This is a genomic window from Thalassoglobus polymorphus, assembly GCF_007744255.1.
In the GTDB taxonomy this organism is placed as follows: Bacteria; Planctomycetota; Planctomycetia; order Planctomycetales; family Planctomycetaceae; genus Thalassoglobus; species Thalassoglobus polymorphus.
The window spans coordinates 2,128,938-2,154,216 of record NZ_CP036267.1 but is presented as its reverse complement, the minus strand read 5'-3'; the positions used below and the strand labels follow the sequence as shown (position 1 = coordinate 2,154,216).

At 50.3% G+C, this 25,279-nt stretch carries 24 protein-coding genes; 14 read left to right on the top strand and 10 right to left on the bottom strand.

Annotated features, from left to right (window positions below; translation table 11 throughout):
- The first annotated feature begins 2 nt into the window (after positions 1-2).
- Positions 3-1,379, top strand: a complete 1,377-nt coding sequence (locus tag Mal48_RS07905) for a tRNA modification GTPase (RefSeq protein ID WP_145197753.1) — start codon at positions 3-5, stop codon at positions 1,377-1,379.
- A gap of 4 nt (positions 1,380-1,383) precedes the next feature.
- On the top strand, positions 1,384-2,376 hold the full coding sequence (locus Mal48_RS07900; protein ID WP_145197751.1) for a hypothetical protein: 993 nt from the start codon (positions 1,384-1,386) through the stop codon (positions 2,374-2,376).
- Positions 2,377-2,430: 54 nt separating this feature from the next.
- Here Mal48_RS07900 and Mal48_RS07895 read toward each other — a convergent pair whose 3' ends face one another.
- A complete protein-coding gene (locus Mal48_RS07895) occupies positions 2,431-2,784 on the bottom strand; it encodes a hypothetical protein (protein ID WP_145197749.1) in 354 nt (117 codons plus the stop codon).
- Between the two features lie 608 nt (positions 2,785-3,392).
- On the opposite strand from Mal48_RS07895, the gene rsmH reads away from it, so the two are divergent.
- From rsmH to Mal48_RS07855, 8 genes are all read left to right on the top strand, one after another.
- A complete protein-coding gene (gene rsmH / locus Mal48_RS07890) occupies positions 3,393-4,295 on the top strand; it encodes a 16S rRNA (cytosine(1402)-N(4))-methyltransferase RsmH (protein WP_145197747.1) in 903 nt (300 codons plus the stop codon).
- A 14-nt stretch (positions 4,296-4,309) separates the two neighbouring features.
- Positions 4,310-5,746: a LysM peptidoglycan-binding domain-containing protein gene (locus Mal48_RS07885; protein ID WP_145197745.1), complete on the top strand. Its 1,437-nt coding sequence runs from the start codon at positions 4,310-4,312 to the stop codon at positions 5,744-5,746.
- Positions 5,747-5,953: 207 nt separating this feature from the next.
- The gene (locus Mal48_RS07880) at positions 5,954-6,379 is read left to right on the top strand and encodes a hypothetical protein (RefSeq protein ID WP_145197744.1); all 426 of its coding nucleotides are present in this window, start codon (positions 5,954-5,956) and stop codon (positions 6,377-6,379) included.
- Positions 6,372-8,054: a peptidoglycan D,D-transpeptidase FtsI family protein gene (locus Mal48_RS07875; RefSeq protein WP_145197742.1), complete on the top strand. Its 1,683-nt coding sequence runs from the start codon at positions 6,372-6,374 to the stop codon at positions 8,052-8,054. The genes Mal48_RS07880 and Mal48_RS07875 overlap by 8 nt, the downstream gene beginning before the upstream one ends.
- A gap of 357 nt (positions 8,055-8,411) precedes the next feature.
- Complete coding sequence (locus Mal48_RS07870; RefSeq protein WP_145197740.1) at positions 8,412-9,440, top strand: DUF1559 domain-containing protein; 1,029 nt, start codon at positions 8,412-8,414, stop codon at positions 9,438-9,440.
- A 71-nt stretch (positions 9,441-9,511) separates the two neighbouring features.
- Entirely contained in the window at positions 9,512-9,946 is a 435-nt protein-coding gene (locus tag Mal48_RS07865; RefSeq protein ID WP_145197738.1) for a hypothetical protein, read from the top strand.
- Positions 9,947-10,243: 297 nt separating this feature from the next.
- Positions 10,244-11,680, top strand: a complete 1,437-nt coding sequence (locus Mal48_RS07860) for an aldehyde dehydrogenase family protein (protein WP_145197736.1) — start codon at positions 10,244-10,246, stop codon at positions 11,678-11,680.
- 220 nt (positions 11,681-11,900) lie between these two features.
- Positions 11,901-12,947, top strand: a complete 1,047-nt coding sequence (locus Mal48_RS07855) for a sigma-54 interaction domain-containing protein (protein ID WP_145197734.1) — start codon at positions 11,901-11,903, stop codon at positions 12,945-12,947.
- Positions 12,948-13,055: 108 nt separating this feature from the next.
- Here Mal48_RS07855 and Mal48_RS07850 read toward each other — a convergent pair whose 3' ends face one another.
- The 3 genes from Mal48_RS07850 to Mal48_RS07840 form a co-directional block, all read right to left on the bottom strand.
- The gene (locus Mal48_RS07850) at positions 13,056-13,346 is read right to left on the bottom strand and encodes a putative quinol monooxygenase (RefSeq protein ID WP_145197732.1); all 291 of its coding nucleotides are present in this window, start codon (positions 13,344-13,346) and stop codon (positions 13,056-13,058) included.
- A gap of 400 nt (positions 13,347-13,746) precedes the next feature.
- The gene (gene plsY / locus Mal48_RS07845; protein ID WP_145197730.1) at positions 13,747-14,436 is read right to left on the bottom strand and encodes a glycerol-3-phosphate 1-O-acyltransferase PlsY; all 690 of its coding nucleotides are present in this window, start codon (positions 14,434-14,436) and stop codon (positions 13,747-13,749) included.
- A gap of 52 nt (positions 14,437-14,488) precedes the next feature.
- Complete coding sequence (locus Mal48_RS07840; RefSeq protein WP_145197728.1) at positions 14,489-15,190, bottom strand: HAD family hydrolase; 702 nt, start codon at positions 15,188-15,190, stop codon at positions 14,489-14,491.
- A 241-nt stretch (positions 15,191-15,431) separates the two neighbouring features.
- Between Mal48_RS07840 and Mal48_RS07835 the strand changes: the two genes are divergently transcribed.
- The 4 genes from Mal48_RS07835 (at position 15,432) to Mal48_RS07820 (ending at position 19,199) form a co-directional block, all read left to right on the top strand.
- On the top strand, positions 15,432-16,868 hold the full coding sequence (locus tag Mal48_RS07835) for a sulfatase-like hydrolase/transferase (RefSeq protein ID WP_145197726.1): 1,437 nt from the start codon (positions 15,432-15,434) through the stop codon (positions 16,866-16,868).
- A 122-nt stretch (positions 16,869-16,990) separates the two neighbouring features.
- The gene (locus Mal48_RS07830; protein ID WP_145197724.1) at positions 16,991-17,866 is read left to right on the top strand and encodes a PSP1 domain-containing protein; all 876 of its coding nucleotides are present in this window, start codon (positions 16,991-16,993) and stop codon (positions 17,864-17,866) included.
- A gap of 147 nt (positions 17,867-18,013) precedes the next feature.
- Positions 18,014-18,412: a Minf_1886 family protein gene (locus Mal48_RS07825; protein WP_145197722.1), complete on the top strand. Its 399-nt coding sequence runs from the start codon at positions 18,014-18,016 to the stop codon at positions 18,410-18,412.
- Between the two features lie 361 nt (positions 18,413-18,773).
- Entirely contained in the window at positions 18,774-19,199 is a 426-nt protein-coding gene (locus Mal48_RS07820; protein WP_145197720.1) for a hypothetical protein, read from the top strand.
- 74 nt (positions 19,200-19,273) lie between these two features.
- Here Mal48_RS07820 and Mal48_RS07815 read toward each other — a convergent pair whose 3' ends face one another.
- From Mal48_RS07815 to Mal48_RS07790, 6 genes are all read right to left on the bottom strand, one after another.
- Positions 19,274-20,032, bottom strand: a complete 759-nt coding sequence (locus Mal48_RS07815) for a 3-keto-disaccharide hydrolase (RefSeq protein WP_391601808.1) — start codon at positions 20,030-20,032, stop codon at positions 19,274-19,276.
- A gap of 81 nt (positions 20,033-20,113) precedes the next feature.
- On the bottom strand, positions 20,114-20,932 hold the full coding sequence (phnX, locus tag Mal48_RS07810) for a phosphonoacetaldehyde hydrolase (RefSeq protein WP_145197716.1): 819 nt from the start codon (positions 20,930-20,932) through the stop codon (positions 20,114-20,116).
- Complete coding sequence (locus Mal48_RS07805) at positions 20,925-22,070, bottom strand: TIGR03364 family FAD-dependent oxidoreductase (protein WP_145197714.1); 1,146 nt, start codon at positions 22,068-22,070, stop codon at positions 20,925-20,927. Before Mal48_RS07805 ends, phnX begins: the two co-directional genes overlap by 8 nt.
- Complete coding sequence (locus tag Mal48_RS07800) at positions 22,067-22,630, bottom strand: phosphonate degradation HD-domain oxygenase (protein ID WP_145197712.1); 564 nt, start codon at positions 22,628-22,630, stop codon at positions 22,067-22,069. The genes Mal48_RS07805 and Mal48_RS07800 overlap by 4 nt, the downstream gene beginning before the upstream one ends.
- Positions 22,608-23,777 carry a zinc-binding dehydrogenase gene (locus Mal48_RS07795; RefSeq protein ID WP_231739950.1) on the bottom strand — a complete coding sequence of 390 codons (1,170 nt, stop codon included), beginning with the start codon at positions 23,775-23,777 and terminating at the stop codon, positions 22,608-22,610. The genes Mal48_RS07800 and Mal48_RS07795 overlap by 23 nt, the downstream gene beginning before the upstream one ends.
- Before the next feature lie 15 nt (positions 23,778-23,792).
- Positions 23,793-25,115: a DUF5690 family protein gene (locus Mal48_RS07790; protein ID WP_145197707.1), complete on the bottom strand. Its 1,323-nt coding sequence runs from the start codon at positions 25,113-25,115 to the stop codon at positions 23,793-23,795.
- Between the last annotated feature and the right edge of the window lie 164 nt (positions 25,116-25,279).

Sequence of the window (25,279 nt, the reverse complement as noted above, 5' to 3'; positions counted from 1 at the left end):
TTGTGAATGCCTTGAACGTTTCTTCGAATGCTTGCATCGCTGCGGTTGCCTCCGCCTCGGGACCGGCAGCGCGTGGGATTCTCCGCGTGAGTGGCAGCGAAACAGTCGCTTTACTCAAGCGAATCCTTTCATCATCCACTCCCGAGTTTCACCCAACTCACGCTCGTCGATATCCTTGCTCAATCGGTCTGGGCGATGGAGATCTGGAGCTCCCGGTTGATGTCCATTTGTGGCCGACTCACCGGAGTTTCACAGGAGAACCACTTGCTGAGATTCACTGCGTTGGATCTCCTCCTTTGTTAAATGAAATCCTCGAACGGATTTTTACTTCAGGAGCACGACCTGCTGAACGTGGCGAATTCACGTTGCGAGCGTTTCTCGCTGGCCGCATCGATCTGGTTCAAGCGGAAGCCGTTCTTGGTGTGATTGATGCAGCTAATCCCAATGAGCTCAAAACAGCTCTCGACCAACTCGCCGGGGGAATTTCCTCAAAAATCAGCGAATTGCGTGAAGAACTGTTGTTGCACCTGGCTGACCTGGAAGCGGGCCTCGACTTTGTAGAAGAAGACATCGACTTCGTACAACGTCCGGAATTTCTGGAGAAGTTGCGATCTGGTGACACGTTTTTGCAGCAACTGTTACAACAATCTCAGGAGCGAATGCTCTCTACTGGGCACGCTCGCGTTGTGCTTGCAGGGCTGCCCAATGCGGGAAAAAGCACGCTCTTTAACGCCTTGCTCGAAACAGAAACCGCAATCGTCTCTTCAATCGCGGGAACAACGAGAGACTACCTGGCAGCGACGGTCCACAACGAAAACGGAGTCACCTACACACTCATCGATACCGCTGGCTGGGAATCCGCTCGCGACGGCATCGAAGAGATTGCCGGGAATCAACGTGCCGATCAATATCAACGAGCCGACTTGATCGTCTGGTGCTCACCTGCGAACGCGACACCCGAAGAGCAAACCGAGAATCAGACTCTCTTACTGTCGTGTCAAGAAGCGAACAGGTCTGTTTTAGAAATCACCACAAAAGCCGACACCCTCCGCGATAGCGATAATGAGGGCCTCATCAACGTTTCGGTCCAAACTGGTGAGGGGATTCAGGATGTCCGAAACGCTATTCTCGATGAGCTGATGAGCTCCAATGTCGACGCCGAACTGACCGGAGCGACGGCAGCTCGGTGTCGAGAAAGCTTGCAGCATGCCCATCACTCTTTATGCCGGGCACTGGAAATCGTCGAACATGCCGGAGGCGATGAACTCGTTGCGATGGAGTTGCGCGATGTTCTTGATCACCTGGGAAGAATCGTCGGTGTCGTCTATACCGACGATATTCTGGACCGCATCTTCAGCCGATTTTGCATAGGAAAGTAATCGAGTGAATCGCCTCTTCGACATAGATAAAGATATCGATTCCTCAGGTTTTTTCCTCGGAATGGATGAAGCCGGTTACGGACCAAATCTCGGACCTCTGGTGATCGCTGCGACAACCTGGAAAACGCCAAAGTCTCCTGAAGAATGTGACTTCGCTGATCTTCTCAAAGATGTCGTTGACATTAAATCAACGTGCCGGCACGCGAAACTGCATATCGCTGATTCGAAAGAAGTGAATAAAGGAAAATACGGTTTTCAATCACTGGAGACATCTGCATTGTCTCTGTTGAGAGTCGCTGGCGTTTCGACCGCGTCATTGAAATCACTGTGGGAAGATCTATGTGGCCAACCTGAATTGGTGAAAAATACCTTTAAGACCATCCCATGGTTTGAAATGGACTCAGAGTTACCCATCGTTGCGAACAATGATTTGGTGGGCGTCTTCGCAGATCGGCTTTCCAGATCCATGGAGAAGTCGCAACTCGTCTGTGAAAATATTCAGGCGCAAATTGTCCCGGCAGTTCAGTTCAACGAATGCCTCGACCTGCACGGTAGCAAAGGGATCGCACTGTCCAAGCTGACGTTCGACCTACTGAATCGAACCTGGGATTCAGGCGAATCAAAGCAAACGTTAGTGATTGGCGACAAGCACGGCGGGCGAAATCGGTACGATGAGTTCCTCTCTCCCATCGTCGGTGATGCGAACATCCACTGTCTTGAAGAAAGTCGAGCGGTCAGCCGCTATCGGGTGAACAGAACTGAGTTCCGATTTCAGACGAAAGGGGAGCAACACCTTCCTGTTGCCGCAGCCTCGATTGTCGCAAAGTACGTTCGCGAACTGGCAATGCACCAGTTCAATCAGTTCTGGAGGTCACATTCTCCAGAACTGAAACCGACGAAGGGCTATCCCGTCGACGCACAGCGCTTCCGAAAAGAAATTCAGTCACTCCAGAAACAATTGAAGATCAGCGATGAAGTGCTCTGGCGAAAACGTTGACTCAAATGCGAATGCAGTTCGCGCGATCGCATTCTTCACGGAGACGAAAATGCTTTACTGCAACTTTGTCACAACTTTATCGCTCCAACGGGCGGCAGTTTGCTGAATCGGGATCAAAATTGGTTTTCGAACTGTTTTTTGAAGCCCGGAAGTGACTTCAAAGTTGGCTGGCGGAGGCGGAGGCAACTCTTCCTTCTCCATGGGAAGGTCAATTGCACTGGGAGGCACAGGAGCAATCTCTTGTGGTTCTTCTACTGGCTGAGAGTATTCAACCGGCGGAGCAACCAGGCTTTGCTCGGAGCTGTTCGTACCGAAACAGGCTGACTCGATCGAAGCCAGACGCAGCCCTCGCGTAGTTCCACATCCACTCGCGACCAATAGCACGACTCCCAAACTCAATGTCATCATCCGTTTCATCATGATCTCCCGACAGCCGTGCATAAAAAAATCTTGATTGACCGCGCTTTGTCGAGGATGTTTGACTCTGAGAGATGACAAGTAAACATGTGACAACATGAGATGTGGGCACGCCACAAAGTCAGAGTGTCACAAAGTCACAAATCACCAAGCCTGTCAAGAATCTAACAAACCGGCCCGCGGGCACTATTTATTTTGAATCGAACGTTCAGAAGAGAATGTCAAACAGAAACTGTCGAAGTCTGGCAAATTTTGCCGCAACATCACCGCTCATTCGGCAAATGACGCCGACGTAGAATCCATAAAGCACACAAACTTCGGCAATTATTGCAGTCAATGCGGACATGCCCAATAAATCGCTGCCGAAATTGCTCTTCCAGATATTCGCCAAATTCTGTAGATAATGCTCAAGATTCCCTCCTCCATTGCCGACGCGATTCCGCAAACCTCGGCATCATTCCCCACAACCTACCCAGTGTGACATCCATTCCGAATTGAGACTTCGTCGTACTTGAAGCGAACAGCCCACCAGCTTGCGAACTTCCCCATCGACTCCGTCAAATCAGAAGGCCTGTCCACATAACTTTCAGGACAACGTGATGCCGCGCCCTTCGCCGTCTCATCGGACGGTGCATATTCCGGTCATGCTTCATGAAGTTCTTACGCAACTCGCCATTCAACCCGGCCTGAACATCGTAGATGGAACGCTCGGTGCAGGCGGACATAGTCAACACATCCTTAAAGCCATGAATCAACAGGGACAGCTGATCGGACTTGATCGTGATCAATCGATGATTGATCGTGCCGCTCAAGTTGTCTCCGGGCCAAACGTCTCACTTCATCAGTGCAGCTATGCCGAGCTCGAAACAGTGCTGGAGAAACTTTCAATAGAAACTGTGGATCGAGTTCTGCTCGACCTTGGTTTGTCCTCGGATCAACTCGCAGACCCTCAGCGAGGATTCGGTTTCGACACCTCTGGCCCGCTGGACATGCGGTACGACACTTCCACCGGAAGCCCCGCCAAAGATCTCATGCTGACTGCCTCGACAGAAGAACTCACACAGATTTTCTCCGAATATGGAGACGAACGGGATGCAGACAAAATTGCTGCGGAGATTGTGAAACGAAGAAAAGCTGCGCGAGCAATCGAAACCGCTGACCAACTTGTCGAGCTGGTCCACTCGGTCACCGGACCAACGAGTCAAAAAAAATCCCCCAGCGTCGCGCGAGTCTTTCAGGGCTTGCGGATTGCTGTGAATCGCGAGCTGGACCAACTGGAACAGTTTCTCACGGAAGTCCTCCCGCAACGCCTGAGCCCCGGCGGACGTGCGGTCATTATCACGTTCCATTCCATCGAAGATCGAATGGTCAAGGACGCATTTCGAAACAAAGAGGTCTGGAATAACCTCACCCGCAAACCACTTGCTCCGACACCATCGGAAGTACGTATGAATCCACGCTCACGCTCCGCGAAAATTCGCGTCGCGGAACGAGCTGAATAAGAGAAGGAACTCCCATGTTTTCAAGAAATCATGATTCACACCGATTCATTCGAGTTGCCCTCGTACTGACGATCTTCATCTCGCAGGATTGTCTCACAGGAGCAGCGATTGCCCAGGATTCAGCGACTCCGGCGGAAAGTCCGAAGTGGAGCCTTCCGAAGAAAGTCGAGGAACCTGCACTTCTGAAAAGTACGCCTCAAAAAAGCACGCAAGTTGACGTTGCGACCGGACTCTTTGACACAAAAGTCCAGGCGGCTCCTCTTCAAAGTAATGAAGAGAATCCCCCATCATTTCCTCGCCAAAACTTTGACGGAGTTGAAGAACTCGATGCTCCACCAACCCTGGAGATGAACTCTCGACTCCTGAATCCGAGACAAATTCAAGCTGCGGAAATTACTCAACCGACCAATCCGACTCCGCAACCGAGAACGGCACTCACCGTCCCCATTCAGACTGCACCAGTGCAGACAACACCTGTAGCACCTGTGCAAACCGAACAGGGACAAGCTCCGGCCTCGACAGTTCATCGTGATCCATTCTTGAAACAAACCGGAAATTCTGGAACGTCCGCGCAAGGTGCAGAGACCGCATTCGGTGCAGACCTAGAGATTCCACCTTTGGGAAATGAGCCAGCTCCACCTTCATTTCCAAGTGATTCGGCACCGAGAATGGCTCCTCCGGAAGCATCAATTTTCCCAGCGAATCCTGTTGAATCAAAACCGGCTGCAACTCCCCCCCCGGTGCAAAGCTTCGAAATCGAATCCGTCGAAACGCTCAAACCGAGCCCGGCTCCACAACTCTCTCAGCCCGCCCCTTTCTCGCCCACGACAGAAATTCCAGAGACCACGCCTAACGTTCCCAATCCCTCAAATTCAATGAACACTGCGCAGGCTGTTCCGAAAAAACAGGTGTACAATCCACCAGCAAATGAACTCGTCATTCAGAACAAGCAACCGAGCGACGCGACGAATCAAATCGCACAAGAGACAGTTCACGAAGTTCAGCGTGGTGAAAACTACTGGACAATTTCACGTCAGCACTTCGGGACAGCCCGTTACTTCGCTGCCTTGGCGGAATACAACAAACACCGTATTCCTCGCCCCGATCGCATGAAACCCGGAATGTTTGTGCTTGTCCCAGATTCGAAAGTCCTTGATCAACGCTATCCCAAAATGGCAGGGATTGTTGATGCCCAGCCATCACCGGAATCTCTTCTTGCTCCCGGATTTTTCATTCAGGACGGTCAGCCGCTCTATCGCATCGGAAAAGGAGACACCTTGACCGACATCGCAGAAAACCACCTCGGGCGGACCGCTCGCTGGTCACAAATTGTCGGCATGAACCGAGATCTCCTGAAGGATGGGAATACCCTGAAAATCGGGATGGTTTTACGACTTCCTCACGATGCCAGCCAAGTTGTCCTCGCTCCGTCGGGGGAAACGATCCGATAACACTTTACATGTTCTGAGTATTTGATCGCGTATTTGCATGCGAGCAGTAGAAAACGAACGACCAACACAACGTAGGCCGGGACCATTGTCCCGGACGAGCCAATCGGGGCGATGGACCCGGACTACAAAAGGTCGTTTCTTCCTTACCACTTGTCGAAAAACAGTCCGAAACCGCTGAAAGATTCGCCTTTCAATTTTTAAGAGAGCGTGAGAGAGAGTATTTTCCGGTTTCAGGATCAGTCCTCAACAGATCAAGTCGCAGAACTCACAGCTGAAGGATGGACTCCCATGGAAGGGGCAACATTCCATGGTGAGTCTATGTTTTTCCGGTTTGCAGCAACATTGGCGATATTGACCCTGATATCAATCATGGGGATTGCGCTGGAAAAACAGAAGCTGTCTCTTAAAAGGGCTATCAGCGAGCAACACTACCAACTTCAGGCCCTCGCTGAAGAACGTTCGCAGCTGTTCTTGAAAACTCAGCAACTCGGCGCACCTCCGCGTCTTTTGCGGGAGTGGAATTCTTCCATCGAGCTCACCGAAAACCGCTCCGTGAAAGAATCATCCGAGGCGACTCCGCCGCTTCTCGAATGGAGACTCAAGGGGGCCGGGGAGGAGCGTCGCAATGAGTGACTCTCCGCGAAGTTGGACGGGGCGCGAATATCTGGTGCAGATTCTCGTACTGGGGGTGTGGGGTCTGCTTGCGCTACGTCTCATGCATATCCAATTGTATTCGCAAGAGACATTTGCTTCCCGCGCTGCGCGACAACAAATCAGCCATGAACCGATCCCGGCACGTCCCGGCGATTTACTGGACCGGAAAGGTCGCTTGCTGGCAACAACGACAAGCGTGTCGAGCTTGTACGTCGATCCGAGTTCCATCGACGATCCGCAGTCTATTGCGAATGATCTCGCTAGAGTTCTAGATCTGGAAGCTGACAAGCTTGAAGAGAAAATCAAAACACATTCGCAGAAAAAATTCCTCTGGATCAAACGGCAGTTGTCCCCAGAGCAGACAGCCGCAATTCAACAACTCGACCTTCCTGAAGAGATGGTCGGATTACGAGATGAGTTCAAACGATTTTACCCACAGGAATCACTCGCAGTTCATGTTCTTGGGTTGCGAGACATCGATGGAAACGGGCAGGGCGGGGCAGAGCAGGCGTTCGATTCGTATTTGCGTGGGCAGGATGGTGTCCGACGATTCGTTCGAGATGCACGTGGAAACGTCCTGGAAGTCCTCGAAGAGGTGACCGAGCCTCCTCAGGATGGTCACACGGTTGTTCTCACACTTGATACGGTCTTGCAGCTGCATACAGAAGCGGCTTTGGATGATCTCGTTGAAGAACACAATCCAGTGGGAGCGTGTGCCATTGTTCTGGCCCCTTCATCTGGAGAAGTTCTGGCGATGGCATCGCGACCTGGCTTCTCTCCTTCAAATCTTGGTAGTGTCCCGGAAAATGCCTGGAAGAATCTGGCAATCTCAGCTGTTTACGAACCGGGATCAACATTCAAGCCACTCGTTGTCGCCTGGGGACTCGACAAGAAGACCCTCGACACAGACGAAATCTTCCAATGCGAATGGGGCTCCTATTACATGGGGCGACGCCTGCTGCATGACCATCACCCATACGGCGAACTCAACCTGACCGATGTACTGGTAAAATCGAGTAACATCGGGATGGCGAAGATTGGAGAAAAACTCGGGAACGAACAGCTCTATTCATTAACCAGCTCATTCGGATTCGGAAAGAAAACCGGACTCGAACTGGCGGGCGAAGTCCCGGGCATTGTGCGCCCGCTGCGAAACTGGAACAACTATTCAACCGGTTCTATCCCTATGGGACACGAACTGGCTGTCACTCCCATTCAAATGATTTCAGCCCATGCGATTTTGGCGAATGGTGGAAAGAAAAAAAGTCCGCACCTTCTTCTTCGGACAAGCCACGAATCACCTTTGCCTCAGCAGATTGTGGTCTCGCAAGTCGTCTCTCAACCGGTCGCTGACTGGGTTGTTCAGCATCCGATGAAAGAAGTCGTTGAGCGCGGAACCGGCAAACGGGCACAGCTGGGAAAATTGTCCGTCTTCGGGAAAACAGGTACCGCACAAAAAGTGAACCCCAATGGTGGGTACTTCTCGAACAAGAACGTTTGCTCCTTCATTTGCGGAGCCCCCGCCGAGAACCCAAGGTTTCTCGTGCTCGTTTGCGTCGACGAACCCCGGGGAAGCTCCCAATTCGGCGGCACGGTTGCAGCTCCCTACGCGGCCAGAATCTTGAAGAACTGTTTAAATTCAACCGGTTTCTAAAAATTTTGAGAATTTGGCACAATTTCTTAATGGCGCCAACGATTCAGTGAACCAGCCTCCCCCATCTCAGGCTGGATTACCTCACCGTCTCTTATCCTGCTTGTTTTATGCCAAGCAGCCACAATACATCGGAAGTTGTTGACATTTAAGTCAGGGACAACTACGATCACCTCACCTTCCTATCAAACCACGCCGATATCAATTCTGATAATGGTTATCCGATAAGTTGGAAAACTCAACTCAAATCCAATCTGCATAAATTCACTCATCATTCCATTTGCTTTGACATTCATTTTGACAGGGTACTCACCCTTCATTCTGTTTTCGCGATTTTCCTTTTCTAAACTGGAGTTGACGATGATGTTAAAAAGTCGGAGAAATTTCCGAGGGTTCACATTGATTGAATTGCTGGTGGTCATTGCGATCATTGCGATTTTAGTCGCCCTGCTACTCCCAGCTGTTCAACAAGCACGTGAAGCCGCCCGTCGGACACAGTGCAAGAACAACCTGAAACAACTCGGGTTGGCCCTCCATAACTACCATGACACACATGGAATCTTCCCCAACGACATGCACGCGTATTGGCCGACAAAGAATTCTCGTGCAAATGGAGAACCGCGGAATCACAGTTGGATGGTGATGATCCTTCCATTCATCGACCAGACACCGCTCTACAACGCAATCGACACTGAAGAGCAATTCTATGGGCAAACGCTGCCGAGTGGCGATCTCATCACAGCTCAGGATATCCCCGGCTTTCAGTGTCCTTCTGATTCCCAGATCGACACATCATCAATCTACAACCTCAGTGTGACAAACTACGCTGGCTCACAAGGGTTTGACTGGTGGCGACGCAAAGGTCAGGTCCACGAAGGGGTCTTCTCTCTGGAATCGAAGGTTCGCATGAGAGATATCGTTGATGGAACCTCAAACACTATCGCAGTCGGCGAGGTCAACTCAACAGGGCAGAAATGGGGTGGTCGTCGTGGAGGGGGAGGAACTCCTCGTCGCGGTGGAGGCGAGACAGTCTTCCGAAACTGGGCCGTTTCCATTACTCACAATGTCATCGCCACCAACACTGCTTATCAAATCACAAATCCTGACGGGATGGCTGGTGAAGATACGACATGGTGGAAGAATGCACCATATGCAATGGGGCCGTACTACATCGCTGCCCATGCAATCAATTCCGACTGGCCAGGCCCAAGTAGTGTTCACGTTGGAGGAGCACATTTCTTAATGGCAGATGGTTCCGTGAAATTCTTCAGTGAAAACATGGACTACCACGGAGAGCACAACCAAGGGCCAGCTGGTCCGAAGAGTTTGTGGATGTCGTTGAACACGATCAATGGAGCCGATGCTGACAGCATCGTAACAGTTCCGTAACTGGTGCTTTTCTTGTTTGAACACTTTTGGTCCAGAAAACCATTTTCAATTCACATTGGAGAATTTTGTTAATGAGATTGCCGTTACTTTACAGCTTGGCATTCATGGTCGGTTGCTCTGGTGGAGCTGACCTGGAAATGGACAAGCTCAAAACAGTTCCCGCCTCAGGGAAGCTCACCATTGATGGATCACCATTCGGTCCTGCAACGATCGACCTCATCCCGCTTGATAGTAATGAGCGTGTACGTGCGGGATCAGCACAAGTCGAAGAAGACGGGAGCTTTACCGTCGGAACTTACGACGATGATGACGGAATCGTTCCGGGAAGCTACACGGTTCGAGTTTCAGTCCCACTTGACAGCGCTTCGCCTGCCCCCAATGTCGAGTATTTCGAATTCACTGTCGGTAACGATGGTGACGAAGAGATTGCTTTAGACCTCAAGAAAGGAGCGGGAGCGGGAGGACTTCTGTCACCAGACTTGGATGGCGGCGGAACCCCTCCGTAATTCCCGGAAAAAAGTACTACTCATTATTCATGAGTCAAACTCTCGCAGCACCACGGTTTTCACTGTGGTGCTGCGTTTTTTTGTTATTCAGAAAGTCTGCCTTCCCGTTCGCTCGGATTTAGGAAGAAAAAATTGGCAACAGCTTCCTTTCCTTTTCCCCAACCGCCGAGAACGATACTCTATTTGGCTTAATCCAAAGTAGAGTAAATATGGTAGTGAGCTCACTCTCCGCTTTCGTAGCGATCTGTCCGGGTGTGACACTACAAAAACTTGCCGTTTGACTGAAAGTGACTAACCATGCTTGAAATTCCTGTGATTCGCTGGGGGAAGCCGTATACCTCGATGGAGAAGGCTCCTGTCATTCATTTTGAAACGGGAGAAGAACTCGCTCAGATGGATCAGGCCAATGGGGGACTGATCAAAATGGACATGCGGAAAGCTGCCCGGGCGCGGGAAGCTTTATTGCAGTTCTCCATCGAGGAACTCTGTGAAATGTGTGCCAAGGCTGGCAAGCTGTTCATGGAAGCTGAACTTCCACTTGGGAACGGGACACAAACTCCCGAGCAGTTCTGCGAGATTCAGTCAGCTACGACTGGCCTTCCGGTACACATGTGCGAAGGGAACATGAAGAAGAACGCCTTTGTCATGCAACACATGAAAGACGTTCTCAACTCGCTCACACGTGGACTTCCGTTCGAAATCCTCTCCAAAGGATACGGCATGGAAGAACGGGGAGTGATGGTCAGTTACCAGGCAACTTCACCCGTCCTCGGAGCTGTCTTGCCCAACAACTCACCAGGCGTGCATACGCTCTGGCTGCCACTCATTCCGCTGCAACTTGGACTTGTTCTTAAACCGGGTTCCCAGGAACCTTGGACGCCATATCGAATGTTCGCAGCGATGACCGAAGCTGGCATTCCCGGAGAAGCGTTCAGCTTGTATCCCGGACCTCGCGACTGTGGTGCTGCTGTCATGGAAACATGTGATCGTTCAATGATCTTCGGCGGACAACAAACAATCGACCAATACGCCTCCAACCCCCGAGTGCAACCACATGGGCCTGGGTTCTCAAAGATCCTGATTGGCGACGATGTCGTCGATCAATGGGAAAGCTTCCTTGATCTTCTCGTCGATAGCGTTTTCGCGAATTCCGGGCGAAGTTGCATCAACGCCTCAAGCATTTGGGCGTCGCGACATACCGAGGAAATCGCAGATGCCATCGCACAGAAACTTGGACCAATCGCGCCTTTGCCGATGTCCGATCCAAACGCATCACTGGCCGCCTTCACCACGAAGGGTGTCGCTGAAGCGATGAATGACCAGATCGAGGACAAACTCAAAGATCATGGCGTGACAGAGGTCACCGCCAAATACCGTGACGGTGATCGCTGGGTCAAACACGAGCGATATGATTTCCTGCGACCAACAATTGTTCACTGCTCAAGTCCTGAACCATTTCTGGCAAACACGGAATACATGTTCCCGTTTGCCTCGGTTGTTGAATGCCCACAAGCAAAAATGATTAAAACAATCGGCCCAACATTAGTCGGTTCCGCGATTACCGAAGACGAGGCATGGTCTCGGCAACTTCTCGATGCAACGCACATCGACCGCTTGAACATCGGACGCGTGAAAACGATGCAACTCAACTGGTTGCAACCGCACGAAGGGAACATCATCGAGTTCATGTTCCGGAACCGTGCATTCCAAAACAGCCCACCACCGGCTCATTAAAACAGACCGTTGAGCGACACACCCAAGGTGTGTCGCCAAGCGCCTCAGCGATTTCAATCAAGCCGACAAGTGCTTCTTTTTCGAGCAGTTGCCACAACGCAGGCTTATTTTCATTTATTTTTTGTGAGACTTTCCCCTTCAAAGCTTCGCATCTGCAGAAATCTGCATACAATCTAGGCAGCTTGGTATTTGTCTGCCTTTTTCTGCACGATTCGTATTCATGGATTCAAAACAATTGGATTCCCCACCGTTCGACGGCTTCATTGGAGCAAGCGAGCGGATGCGCGAGCTCTTTCGCCACTTGCGTAAGATCGCGAACAGCTCAGCAACGGTTTTACTCCTTGGCGAAACTGGAACAGGGAAAGAACTCGCAGCCCGTTCTGTTCATGATCTCAGTCCGCGTGCAACCGGTCCGTTCATTCGCGTCAACTGCGGAGCATTGAGTGAAAGCTTGCTGGAAAGCGAACTTTTCGGACATGTCAAAGGGGCGTTCACCAACGCCATTGAAAACCGCACAGGTCGTTTCGAAGCCGCACACGGAGGAACCATTTTCCTTGACGAGATCAACTCTGTCAGCCCGACGCTTCAAGTGAAACTTTTGCGGGTGCTGCAAGAGCACGAATTTGAGCGAGTCGGTGACACCAAAACCGTGACCGTTGACTGCCGAGTGATCGCTGCAACAAATCGGGACTTGGCTGAGATGGTCGAAACCGATGGGTTTCGAGAAGATTTATATTACCGATTGAACGTGCTTCCGCTCTATGTTCCCCCGCTTCGTGAACGCCGGGAAGACATCCCTGAACTTGTTCAATTTTTTGTGAACAGGTACGCAATCGAGAATCAGCGTATCATCAGAATGGTCTCTCAGGACGCACTCGATTTTCTCAAGTCTTACCTATGGCCCGGGAACGTTCGCGAGTTGCAAAACTACATCGAACGCGCGATTGTTCTAGCAGATGGCGATGAACTGACCGCTGATTTGCTTCCCTCTCATGTCCGCGGAGAAGCTCCAATTCGCCTGGGGCGTATCGAGCGATCGGAACTGCAATCACTTTGTGCTGAACTCGTCGAACGTGGACTCAGCGAAGTCGCAGAAGATGGAAAGTGTCACGAAGCGGTTATGGGGCTCGTGGAGAGAGAGTTGATCCTCCAGGTGCTGAGGAGCTGTCAGGGAACCCAAACAAAAACCGCTACGAAGCTGGGAATCAATCGAAACACGCTACATAAAAAGATCGACGATTACAGCCTGCAAGATGACGCACGATAGTTTTCTACGATGGAAATCGTCTTCGCGACCTCCATCGTAGATGGGAAAGACTGGCTGATTCACTAAAACAGCTGACTCCAAACGAGCGACCGCGCCCGATGGGACGACTCACCCGTCAATCTTGGTCCAAATTTGAAGATCACGCTCTTCGATCAAATCTGGAACTCTTTCGCCGGTGATCGCTGAGTGCGGGCTGTTCTTGTGAACTTCAAACGCAGCTGCATCGTCGTAAATTTCATAGACAAAAAAGCGGGACGGGTCGTCTTGCGAAATGACAACATCAAACTGTTGACAGCCCGCCTCGTTGTCCCGAGAACTTTTTGCCTGAAAGAGAATCGCTTCGCGGAACTCTTCGATTTTGTCTGGCTTGGCTTTGAAATTGACAGTGACAATAAACATGGAGCATCTTTCGAATTGGTTTTCGGGTTCTGCCTCGTGGCGAACATTATTTTCATTGGAGAAATGAGTTCTTCACGGGCACACGGTCGAGCAAACTGCTCTCTTGAGCGGTTTTGATAAAGGTGTCGCAGTCCTGTCTCGTGGCACACAGCCAATCACCTGACAAGACGCTCAATTCGCGGACACAAGAAACACGAAAGTGTTCTAGAATTTGACTCTGTTGGTGGATTGGAGCAAGGAATCTAACACAGAAGAGACGCAGAAAAAAGTGAGTTCAAGAACCTCACCGACAGAAGCAGGCGTCCGGTCTCTGGTCACGGGGAACTCTATTCAAATTTCCCCTCATCTCCCTCCATAGCGACGCCTCATATGAATGCATAATCGAGTACGGAGAGCATCGTCATTCGTGAGTTGACTTGCTCGTCGCATCCTGTGGAGCAGGGGCCGTTTTTTTCTTTCCTAAGGTCAGTTTCGATTCTGATCCATTGAGTAACCGGACGACATTTGCTCGATGTTGAAAGATGATCAGGCAAGGAACCCCAATACTGAAGACAGCCAAGCTCCAGAGTCGTTCGGAGAAGAGTTCAGATTGATATCGCACAATTTGCGTCACCGCATAGGTGACCGCTGCGAGCATCGATGCCAATGAGACAAGTTTTGTCGGAACGAACACAATCACAAATGCAATAAAGGCAATGAGTGTTGTCCAGGGAGAGAGAATCACAACTGCCCCCAATGCCGTCGCAACACCTTTCCCGCCCCGCATTCCAAGCCAAATCGAAAACATGTGCCCGAGGACCGCGAAGATTGCTCCCAGAACCTGTTGATGAATGATCAATGTTTCATCAACCGGAAGGAGCAATGGAATCAGCCCGACCGAAACCATGCCTTTGGTGGCATCGCAAAATAGCGCAAGCACTCCCCACTTAGCCCCCATCGTTCTGGCAACATTTGTCGCACCGACGTTGCCGCTTCCTTGCTCGCGTAAGTCGATCCCGCGAACAAATTTAGCGATCAACAAACTGAACGGAATCGCTCCGATCAAATATGCGATTGCAGCAGTGAGCATAAATGCAACGCCGGGGGACATTCTTGGTTCCTTCTTTGGGTGCTTCCGACTTGAGAGTTTTACTTAAGGGTGGTTACTCGGCAGAGTTCGCCAGTCCCATCAGGCAATCAACGACCGTCGTAACATCAGAGAAGTCGTCAAACAGATAATCGGGTTTTGCGTCTTTAAGAACTTTCGCATCATAGATGCCTGTAGCAACCGCAATCGTACGTGCTCCGATGGCGCGTCCACAGGTGACGTCAGAAGGAGTATCTCCGATTACCCAGACAGTTTCTCCGGGGACGTCACAGTCCAAATGCCGGATCGCCTCCTGGAGTGCAAATCGAGCGACGTCATCCCGGTCGTGATGCACATCTCCAAAGCCGCCGAACTTGAAATGATGATCCAGTTTGTAATGTTGCAATTTCACGTCCGCACCAACCCGAAGATTTCCCGTCAACAGACCGAGCGATACCGATTCGTCTTCGCTTAGCCGATTCAGTATGTCCACGATTCCGGGGAGCACGCTCCCCTTTTGAGTTGCCAATGAATTTGGAAGATGAGCCACGTACGATTCAAGGAAGCTGTTCCAATTCTCCTCGGAGAGCTCAATCTTGTGGTGATTGAAGAGATCCGTGGTGATCGCTTTATCGGTCCGTCCAGCAGCGCGAATGTCCTCGTACGGACCTGTCACCCCGAAAACGTCCAGAAGCGCCTGCTCCATCGCATGTTGCCCCGCTCCACCGGAGTTGAGTAATGTTCCATCAATATCAAAAAGACACACAGTCGACATCATTCATGCAAACTCAAGTAAGGGGTATCATCTGAGCCGTTCCCAGAGACCGAGATCGTCTGGTCAGGCTCTCAATGTTCAAAGCAGAAAAGGCTCAATTCAGCCTTCCGGGTCAGTTCTTTCGGAAGTTGCCTAGCCTTCGATTTGTGAGAATAGTAGTCTGCAAGTCTACAGGCGAGAACCAAAAGCGTGATATCATGCTCGAAATCGTTGATTTCCCAAAAGCGAACAGAAATCTATCCTGATGAAACAAAGTCTTTTCCATATCTTTGCAGTGATCGTGCTCTCCATTTCGAGTTCTGCCTTCGCAGCTGAGAAGCCGAATATCCTGTTCATCTTTGCAGACGACCAGTGCTACGACACAATTCATGCACTTGGAAATGACGAGATTCGCACCCCAAACCTTGATCGACTTGTGTCGGAGGGGACAACCTTTACCCAGTGTTACAACATGGGTGGATGGAACGGTGCGATTTGCGTTGCCTCCCGAACGATGATCAACACCGGTCGCTACATCTGGCATGCGAACAAAGTGAATGCCGATCTCAAAGCAGAAGTTGAGAATGGCCGGTTCTGGGCGGAGCACATGAAGTCCGCAGGATACCGGACCTACATGACCGGCAAGTGGCACGTGAAATACGACGCTGCGAAAACGTTCGACATCGCTGACCACATCCGTGGTGGAATGCCTAAACAGACTGAAGCAGGCTACAGCCGTCCGGTTGAAGGACAACCAGACAAGTGGAGCCCGTATGACAAAAAATTTGGGGGATTCTGGGAGGGAGGAAAGCACTGGAGCACTGTCGTCGCCGATGATGCGCTTTCGTTCTTCGAAGATGCCAAGGCGCAAGACTCTCCTTTCTTCATGTACATCGCCTTTAATGCTCCGCATGATCCCAGGCAGTCGCCTAAAAAATATGTCGACATGTACCCTGAAGACAAAATCAAAGTCCCGACAAGTTTTCAGCCGCTGTACCCATATCACAATGAGATCGGTCTCGGGAAGAATCAGCGCGATGAAAAACTCGCCCCTTTTCCCAGAACCGAATATTCCGTGCGAGTGAACCGACAGGAGTATTACGCAATCATTACCCACATGGATCACCAGATTGGTCGTATCCTGGATGGGCTGGAGAAATCGGGCAAACGGAACAACACCTGGATCTTCTTCACTGCTGATCACGGACTGGCCGTTGGTCATCATGGAATGATCGGCAAACAAAATATGTACGACCACAGTATTCGAGTTCCATTCATGGTGGTCGGCCCAGGTGTCCCCAAAGGCAAAAAGATTGACACATCGATTTACTTACAGGATGTGATGCCAACGACTCTGGAACTTGCAGATCTCAAAAAGCCGAAGCATGTGGACTTCCATAGCCTCCTGCCGATTCTCAGCGGTGAACGAAACAAGACGTATTACCCTGCGATTTATGGCGGCTATATTGACCTTCAACGCATGGTCAAACAGGATGGATACAAATTGATCCTGTATCCAAGAATCAGTAAAGCCCGTCTGTACCATGTCGCGGAAGATCCGAACGAACTTGATGATCTTTTCGACAATCCAGACACGCAAGCAACGTCTCTTAAGCTCTTTCAGTCGTTGCTTGAACTCCAGAAAGAAAATGGTGACACACTCGACCTCAAGGCTGCTTTTCCACACTTAGCAGCTGGATGACGAGGGATCGTTCACAAAGCTATCAGACCACTGTCATTCACACGATTGACGCTCACTTGATCAGCTTTGTTAAAGCGAAGAAGTCCCGCCAATTCTGTTGATTCTGAACTCTGGAGTGAATTATGGCAAACAAATATGTCGTGCGTTACGGAACAATGCGATTCCTGGGTGAGTTTAGTGCCAAAGGACCGCAAAAATTCCAACGTGGCAATCAGGTGGTTGTTCGCAGCCATCGCGGAACTGAATGGGGAGAAATCCTTTGCTCTGCCAACGAGCGAACAAAGGAGTATCTTGGCAAAGAAGACGCAAGTGGAAAGATTCTGAGAGTCGCTGGCCAGGAAGACGAAAAGACTCGCACAGAAGGTTGGGCTCGCGAGCAAGAATCTTTCCTGAGTGGAAAAGAGACCATCGCAGAAATGAAAGTGCCGATGCAACTGGTCGATGTGGAACGACTGTTCGGCGGCGAACGGGTAATTTTCTATTTCCTGTCTGAATCGAGAGTCGATTTCCGCGAGTTGGTGAAAACACTTGCCCAAAAATTCAATACGCGCATCGAGATGAGGCAAATTGGAATTCGGGACGAAGCCAAACTCATGGCAGATTACGGGGATTGCGGGAAGCCTGTCTGCTGTAATACGCATCTCACCGAGATGCCACCGGTTTCAATGAAAATGGCGAAAATGCAAAAAGCTTCGCTGGACCCAAATAAAATCTCAGGGCGCTGCGGACGACTGAAGTGCTGCCTGCGGTACGAATACGACACTTACGAATCGTATCGTCGAGAACTTCCCAAGATCGGCAAAATGGTTCTCACGAAACAAGGCAAAGGGAAAGTGATCGCACAGGAAATTCTTGCACAAAAGATTCTTGTCTCATTCGAAGACCACCGTAGAATTCTTGTCGATTCTGCCGATATTATTACCGTGATTAGCGGTGGTTCACAAAAAACATCGTCAGAAGAAAAGACGCCTCCCGAGGATGCGAAATCTGCCGAATGAGAGAGAACAATTCCACGGAAGACCTTTCCTCAATTGCACCACACGTAGTATAGTTAGTACAGAGTATCCTCAGAACATGATGATATTCATTTCCCCACTGTCACAATCATCCCCGCCAATCGGTGTTTCAAGAGACGGAGTGGCTCAATGAGTCTGCCAAGCCCAACTGCCCCCTTAGAAACGAAATACCATCAGGACGCGTACCGCTTTATCTACGAAGCGCTGCATCATACCCAAAATAAATTGGACCGCAGTTCTTCACTCAACGATGAAGAGGACGCTCATATTACAGGTCAGGAACTCATGCACGGTGTGCGTGAGTTGGGAATCCTTCGATATGGACTTTTGACAAGTCATGTCTTTGCCCATTGGGGAGTTCACAGCACTGGCGATTTCGGACGCATTGTCTTCGACATGATTGAGCGAGGAGAAATGCGAAAAACAGATCGAGACCAGTTGAGTGACTTCTTCGATGTCTATGACTTCGAAGACGCCTTTGATCACAACTACAAGATTGTTGCCCCAAAGAGTGAAGATTCAGAGTAATTACCCGGAGTAACAACTCATTGCCAAGATGACTCATCGTGTACTTTCACGGTGAGTCCATCGAACCGATTCAGGTTTGAACCAGTCCTGAAAATTCCGGAATGGTTATTTTTCTCAGTGCTTGAGAGCTCAATTTAGATTCTTGGATCGATTCTCCAGCATTCATCGAATTGATGTTTTTGTGTTAGCGTTCAGCCTCGTGGCGAACAATCATTTCGCTGGAGAACGTGTTCTTCACGGACACATGGACGAGCGAACTGCTCTGAGAAGTCCCCTCAGACTCTGTAGTGTATTCAGTCTGTGATGATTGAATGCGAGAATTGAACTCAACGAAATACCCAACGACTGACGGAGTCCGTTTGTGCCAGCGAGTGATCGACCACAGGTTCGCCCTCCGTCTTCCCGGCTGACGATCGCGATTCTTATAGGAGCAATCTGGCTCTCTATTTTGTTATGGATGACGCTCACCACAGCGAACCCAACGACTCTGAACCGTTTTCAGGTTCAAAACTCTGACTTAATTGTCCAAGGACAATTTAACGATGGACTCAAAAAGTTCACGATCGAGAAGTCCTGGCCCGAAAACATAGATCAAGACTCACTTCGATTTCACAATGTCATGGAACTCTCAGCGAGTCCCGGTGTGAAATATCTCGTTCCGGTCGTGAAGATCGAAAACGTCTACTACGCGACTCCAACAAAAGTCCGCGGGAAGCCGCTCATCTATCCCGTGACCGAAGATGCGACTCATCAATTGGAGTCGCTCTTGAACGAAGCCAAAGACTAAGTCAAATCCTCTGTTAGTCTCGACGTTCTTCATCCCTCACCAAATCTCATTCGAAACTGAATCACGAATCTATTTTATTCGACATCGAGGTCAGTCTCTGCTGATTTTAAATCCAGCTCTTTGATCCAGATGTTTCGATAGCGAACATCGTGGCCTTCACACTGTAGCTTCAGACCACCGGGGACGTCAGTTATTCCACGTCCACCGTCGTTGCCACCATCGATTCCGGAATTCGGTCCGCCCCAAACCTGATTGATTTCCTGGTTCACGTGTACCTTCTTCCCGTTGAAGTACATTGTGACCATCGCTTTTTCAGATCGCTTCCCATTTTCGAATCGAGCTGCGCGGAAGATGATGTCGTAAGAATTCCATTTTTTGAGACCGTTGTATGCGTCGTAGGGTGATTCGGTTTCATTAATCACCGCCCCCAATCCATGCTTTGTTTTGTCGCCATCCAGAATTTGAATCTCATAGCGATTCTGCAAATAGACTCCACTGTTGCCTCCCGGTTTCATAATCAGAAACTCAACGTGGGCTCGAAAGTCTCGAAATTTTTTCTTCGTAACGATGTCAGCAGTTCCGTACTTCCCGCCAGCAGCGACCGGGTCGTCTGTCATCAGAACCGTTCCGTCATCAACGGGATCGTCAACAATTTTCCATTTGATTGGCAACGAAGAGGCAAATCGTGGCCCCTTCCAATACGTCCATTTCTCATCGAGCATTTCTCGACTTCCATCGAAGAGAACTTCTGCACCTTCGGGAGCCTGTGCGCCAACGCCAATTTGCTCCTCAGCTTGCAGAGGCATATGAACGAGAAAAAGGATGACCGACATGGAAATGGTGAAAGGCTTCATTGAGAGTCCTGATTTTTTGAGTAACGTCCTGACAAACCTGAATGACCACGAGTCGAAAGGTCAGATCGGCATTTCTCCTCGCTCCATGCGTGCTTCGATTTCGTGAACGACTTCGACGATATCCGCAACTGACTCAATGATAATGTGCGCACCCGCTGCATGAAAACGTTCTTCGGCAGCCTGACACTTCTCTTGAAGTTCTGCTGGTGAAATCGCTTCGACTTCCTGCTCGCTGAGTCCGACACAATTTCCGGTTCGAGTGATTGCGACTGTCCAACACCCAGCATTGCGCCCCGCTTCGATTCCGACTGGCGTGTCATCCACTTTGATCATCGACCACAACGGATAGACCTCCAGTTGCTTCGAAATCTCGTAGAGAAGATACGGGGCAGGACGGCCAGCGGGGGCATCTTCCGAACAGACAAGGCAATCGGGTTCGTATCCTTGCTCCTTCGCCGCAACTGTGACAGATTCCATCAACTCATGTGTGTATCCCGTCGACGAACCAATCTTCAAGCCGAGGGCGCGGCACTCCTGAATGGCCTCTGCTACACCGGGAATGAGTTGACTGTGATCTTTGAGCGTCTTCTTTTGCAACGGGAGAAAATCTGCATACATCGCGTCGATATCAGCGTCGCTGCAAGGGCTGCCATATTTTTCTTCCCAGGATTTGGCAACGCTAGGCATGGCAACGACCGTGGCGATGTGTGCCCGCTTGGCCATTCCCATCGGCTCGCGAGCCTGAGCGGCTGTCACCGTCACTCCACGTTGGCGAAAAATTTCCTGAAACACAATCGCCGGAGCACAGCTCCCGTGGTCCACAGTTGTCCCTGCCCAGTCAAATACGATTGCATTGAGATGTTTCAGCTTCTTAGGCATTCTGTTTCTCCACTCCAGTCCAGTTATTCCATGCTCGATCGGCCAATCCGAACGACATTGTCATTCCGGCCCCGCCGGGGCCAACAAAAATTTGTACGCCATCCTCTGCTTTCGCTTCAAAGACCGGCAACGTCGGATGCTTGGCGTAAATCCCGTGCCAGCGTTCTTGAATCGTCCAGTCTTTCAGTTGAAAAACCTTACGAAGCTCTCGCAGCATGAGTTCATCGATTTCTGATTTATCAAATGGAGTGATCGCATCTCCATATTCATGTGAATCACCAAGGATAGTTTCTCCACTCGGAAACGTCGAAGTCATCACATGAATTCCAAACGTGTCCAGCTCAGGGGATTCCTCTGCGATACGTCTTTTCAATTTCTCAAGCGAGGGGCAAGACTCAAATGAAGAGTAGTGCCGCAGTGTTAATCCGCTTGCCAAGTGTGGCGTGCCAGACTTGATCTCTGGTTGGGCTACCGACTTGAGCATTTGCAGCTTACAAAGTTTGAGTCCCGAATTTTCAAGAATCTCGCTATATAAAGTTTGAAGATCACTCCCACTACAAACGACGATTTGGTCTGCCTTCCAGCGTTTTCCACCGGCACTCTGGATTGTATTTTCGTCGATTGAGATAATTTGCGTCTCAAAGCAAGCCTCAACCCCTTGTGTTTTTACTAACCAATCAACGATCTGAGCGCTGGCAACCCGAGGATTGACTCGCAATTCGGTCGGGCTGAACATTCCGCCGAGTAAACCAGTCGGATTAGCAAGTGGTGAGCGCTCCAGGACTTCCCGTGGAGAAAGCATCTCGCATTCATGCGTTCCTTGTTCACAGAATTCGGTGAGCAAGTCGAGCTCGTCCTGATGATGGGCGAGATGAATCGAGCCGCATTCCTCGACTTCCAAGACACCCTCTTTTCTAAGCATGAGCCAGTAGTCGCGAGATTTCATCGCGACTTCGTAAAGCTCGCCGGCCGGTTGTCCTATGGGCCAGATCATTCCAAAGTTTCTAACGGAGGCTCCTTGTGCGATCGGACTCCGTTCAAACAGAATGACTTTCAAGCCACGTCGAGATGCCATCAAGGCATGAGCCAAGCCGACGATCCCGCCTCCAATCACAGCAACATCATATTGAGGTGTCATTCTTCACTTCCTTTGAGAGCGACTTCACTCAGGTATTTTTCAAAGTGTGAGAGTGGTGGTGTTTTCAATGCGGGATCTTTGGCGGTATCGTCCCAACGTCGCAAACGAACGGCATCGTGTGCAAATGGCTTCCGTTCAAATTCGGAAACTTCACGTTCATTCATCGGTCCGCCTTGCAGTTCAAGACTGACAACCGATGGCTGGCTCAACGTGCTGAAGTAGTCAGGTTCGACCGCACAGAGATACCGCTTCGCCACAACATGCATGCGGATCGGTTCGGTCACAGATTCCGGAAACAATTGACAAGCAAATCGATAGCCCAAACTTTCGTGGTGATCGTCAATCCCCTGATCGGGAGCATTCTCCGGGAGATTGTGGAGCAAGTGCCCGACATCGTGGAGCAGGGCTGCGACGATCAATTCAGGCGACGCACCTTCTTTCTCTGCAAGTGTCGCCGCCTGAAGTGCATGATCAAGCTGAGTGACATCCTCCCCGCCATACTGAGAGTTGCCATGTTTCTCGAACAGTTCCAGAAGTTTATGAGTTGTCGGTGTTGCCATGGAATCCAGGCCGAATTGCAATGCGAACCGGTTTTGCGTTCTGAGCAAACTCAATCGCCTGATTCACATCGGTGAGCGAAAATATTTTTTCAACCAACTCACTAAATGGAAATCTGGAATGAGAGTCACTGAGGAATTGAATTGCTGTGAGTAAGTCCTCAGGAGCATAATTATGGACTCCACTGATGCAAAGCCAGCGTCGAACGATGCTTTCCGGATCAAGAGAAACCGTGGGTGACTTCATCACTGATCCCACCAACACAACACTGGCTCCGATGGCTCCCAATCGGCAGGCCGCTTCAACAGCTTTCGAGGAACCGGAGAGTTCGAGAATCAGGTCGAATTCCCCATCGACGGAGCATGCAGAAGCACGCTGGCTAAACTCTTGGGCGTCGTCGCACCATTCGATGGTTGAATCAGCTCCGAATCGTTCCGAAAGCTGTAATCGTTCTGCATTGGTATCACAAACAGTCACATGAGCGGCAGCATTGAACTTAGCAAACGCGGCAGCTGTCAGCCCCAGCATTCCTGCTCCGAAGATCAAGACGCGGCGACCTTCGATGATTCCCCCAACCCGATAGGCCGCTGTCACAGTGGCTGTCGCGCAGTTGACAGGGCAGATAACTTCCGCAGGGAGCGCGGGATCAACCTTCACGATTGCCGAACCCTTGCGAAGTAGAATAAATTCTGCCAGCCCTCCGCTGAGTGCATATTTTCCTTCAGCGATGTCATGCCCATACTTGGCGATGGAAAAACACTTTTGCGGCAATCCAGAAAGACAACGATCACATTCTCCGCATGAAATACATGTCGACCAGGTCACTCGGTCACCGACCTCGAGTGAATTTCCTGAAACATCGCATAACGGTGGAGAACCAATACGTTCAACGACACCGAGAATCTCATGCCCCAAAATTGAGGGGGTCGGCTCTTTTCGTTTCCCGCTGATGGTGTGCAAGTCGCTTCCGCAAACGGTGCAACATTCAATGCGGACCAAAGCTTCATGCGCGTCGAGTGTTGGGATCGGAAACCGCAACAGCTTTAATGGCTCACCAGCTACTTGAAAGATGGCAGCGAGAGAAGATTCTGACTCGGGATCGAGCGGGCCTGATTCCAACAACGTATCTCTTTCACTATTGCGATTCAACGAATCGATTTCTGATTATGACTCTGGTTGAGGAATCGGTTCAGGAAGAACTTCCATCTCGGCGAGCTCTTCGCTTTCCAGAGTCTTGCTGAAGAAGAAAACTGCCCCGATCAAGCTGACAATAGAAAGGGCAGCCATAAAAATCATCGAAAATCGAAAGAATGGCAGAATCTGGTCACTATCTGGAACCTTCGATTTCACCATCAAGAGAGTTGCATACCCCAGGTAACCAATAGCATCGGCAAGGTACATGAGAAACCCCAAGTTACAAGGATGTTTCGAAGCTGCGATCAGCCGTTCGAAGACAGTCGTATGAAATGCCACATACGGAAGATACATCCCGACCCCGCACAACACCATAAATACAAACGGAGAGATTTGACTGCTGGATTGGAGAAACGCAGATGCAGCCACCAGTAGGAACGCAAGACACATCATGGCGACGGTATTTCGAATCGCCGTCACGTTGTTCACAAAGCAGACAGCGAGGCCATTCAGTGCCGTCACACATAACCCGACAACCATTTCCGATCTGGCAAAAACGGACGGTGTTTCAGTGACTCCCATGGCCTGCCAGATTTCGACACCGAAGTCATCGCGAATTGTTCGAACGACCGTTAAGGCAACATACACCAGCACCATCAAGGCCAGCCCGGGCCAATATGCCGCGAGGAACTGATTGCGTTGCCTCCGGTCCATTGCACTTCGAACTTTACGAAGTTTTCGATCTGTCTGGTCAGGGGGAGGCGTGAGCTGCAAGGCCAGTACAGAGAGAAGCAACGGGACAAGAAAGATCACCCCGGTCATCATCGGCATATGAAATTCACTCACACCGCGAGCTTCAATCAGCCAGCGTCCTACCGATTTCACGACACCCGATGAAATAATAAAGCTGGCACAGAGTACCGCAGAGAGTGCTTCGGTTTGCTTTCGTCCTTCCAGGTAAGAAAGCACGATTCCGAAGATCATGCCCAGTGGTAACCCGTTAAAGAAGAGCATGACCACCTTGACTGGATCTGGGGCATAAGCAAATCCGACCAAAGCTAACTCAGCGACCAGAATCAGTCCAATAATCGAAGTGGCCCGGTATTTTGCGGGCATCTCTGCCACAACTTTAATCCCGATGAACTTGGAGACCATGTAGCCAGCAAGCTGGGAGATCACCAAAACAGTTTTCAGCCCAAGCCCCAGAAACTCTTGCCCTTCGTATGTTCCCGCAGCGAATGGCTTTCGAAACGCATACATGCAGAAGTAAGTACAGAAAGCTGCGGTCGCTGCCAGGATCAGCGAACCAACGTGGTTTCTGTTCGCATGTTCTGAAATTTGGTTCTCAATCATATTGCGCCGTTTTGCTCACGAACCTGACAACGAATTGATGAAGACATCACAAAAAAGATTAGTAAATTGCGATGAATTTTGCGTGAAGAATGACCAGCAATTTCAAAGTTCATACTGATTTTTTCAATCGAAGACTTCCCGCAATCTCACTGAAATTATTGCTT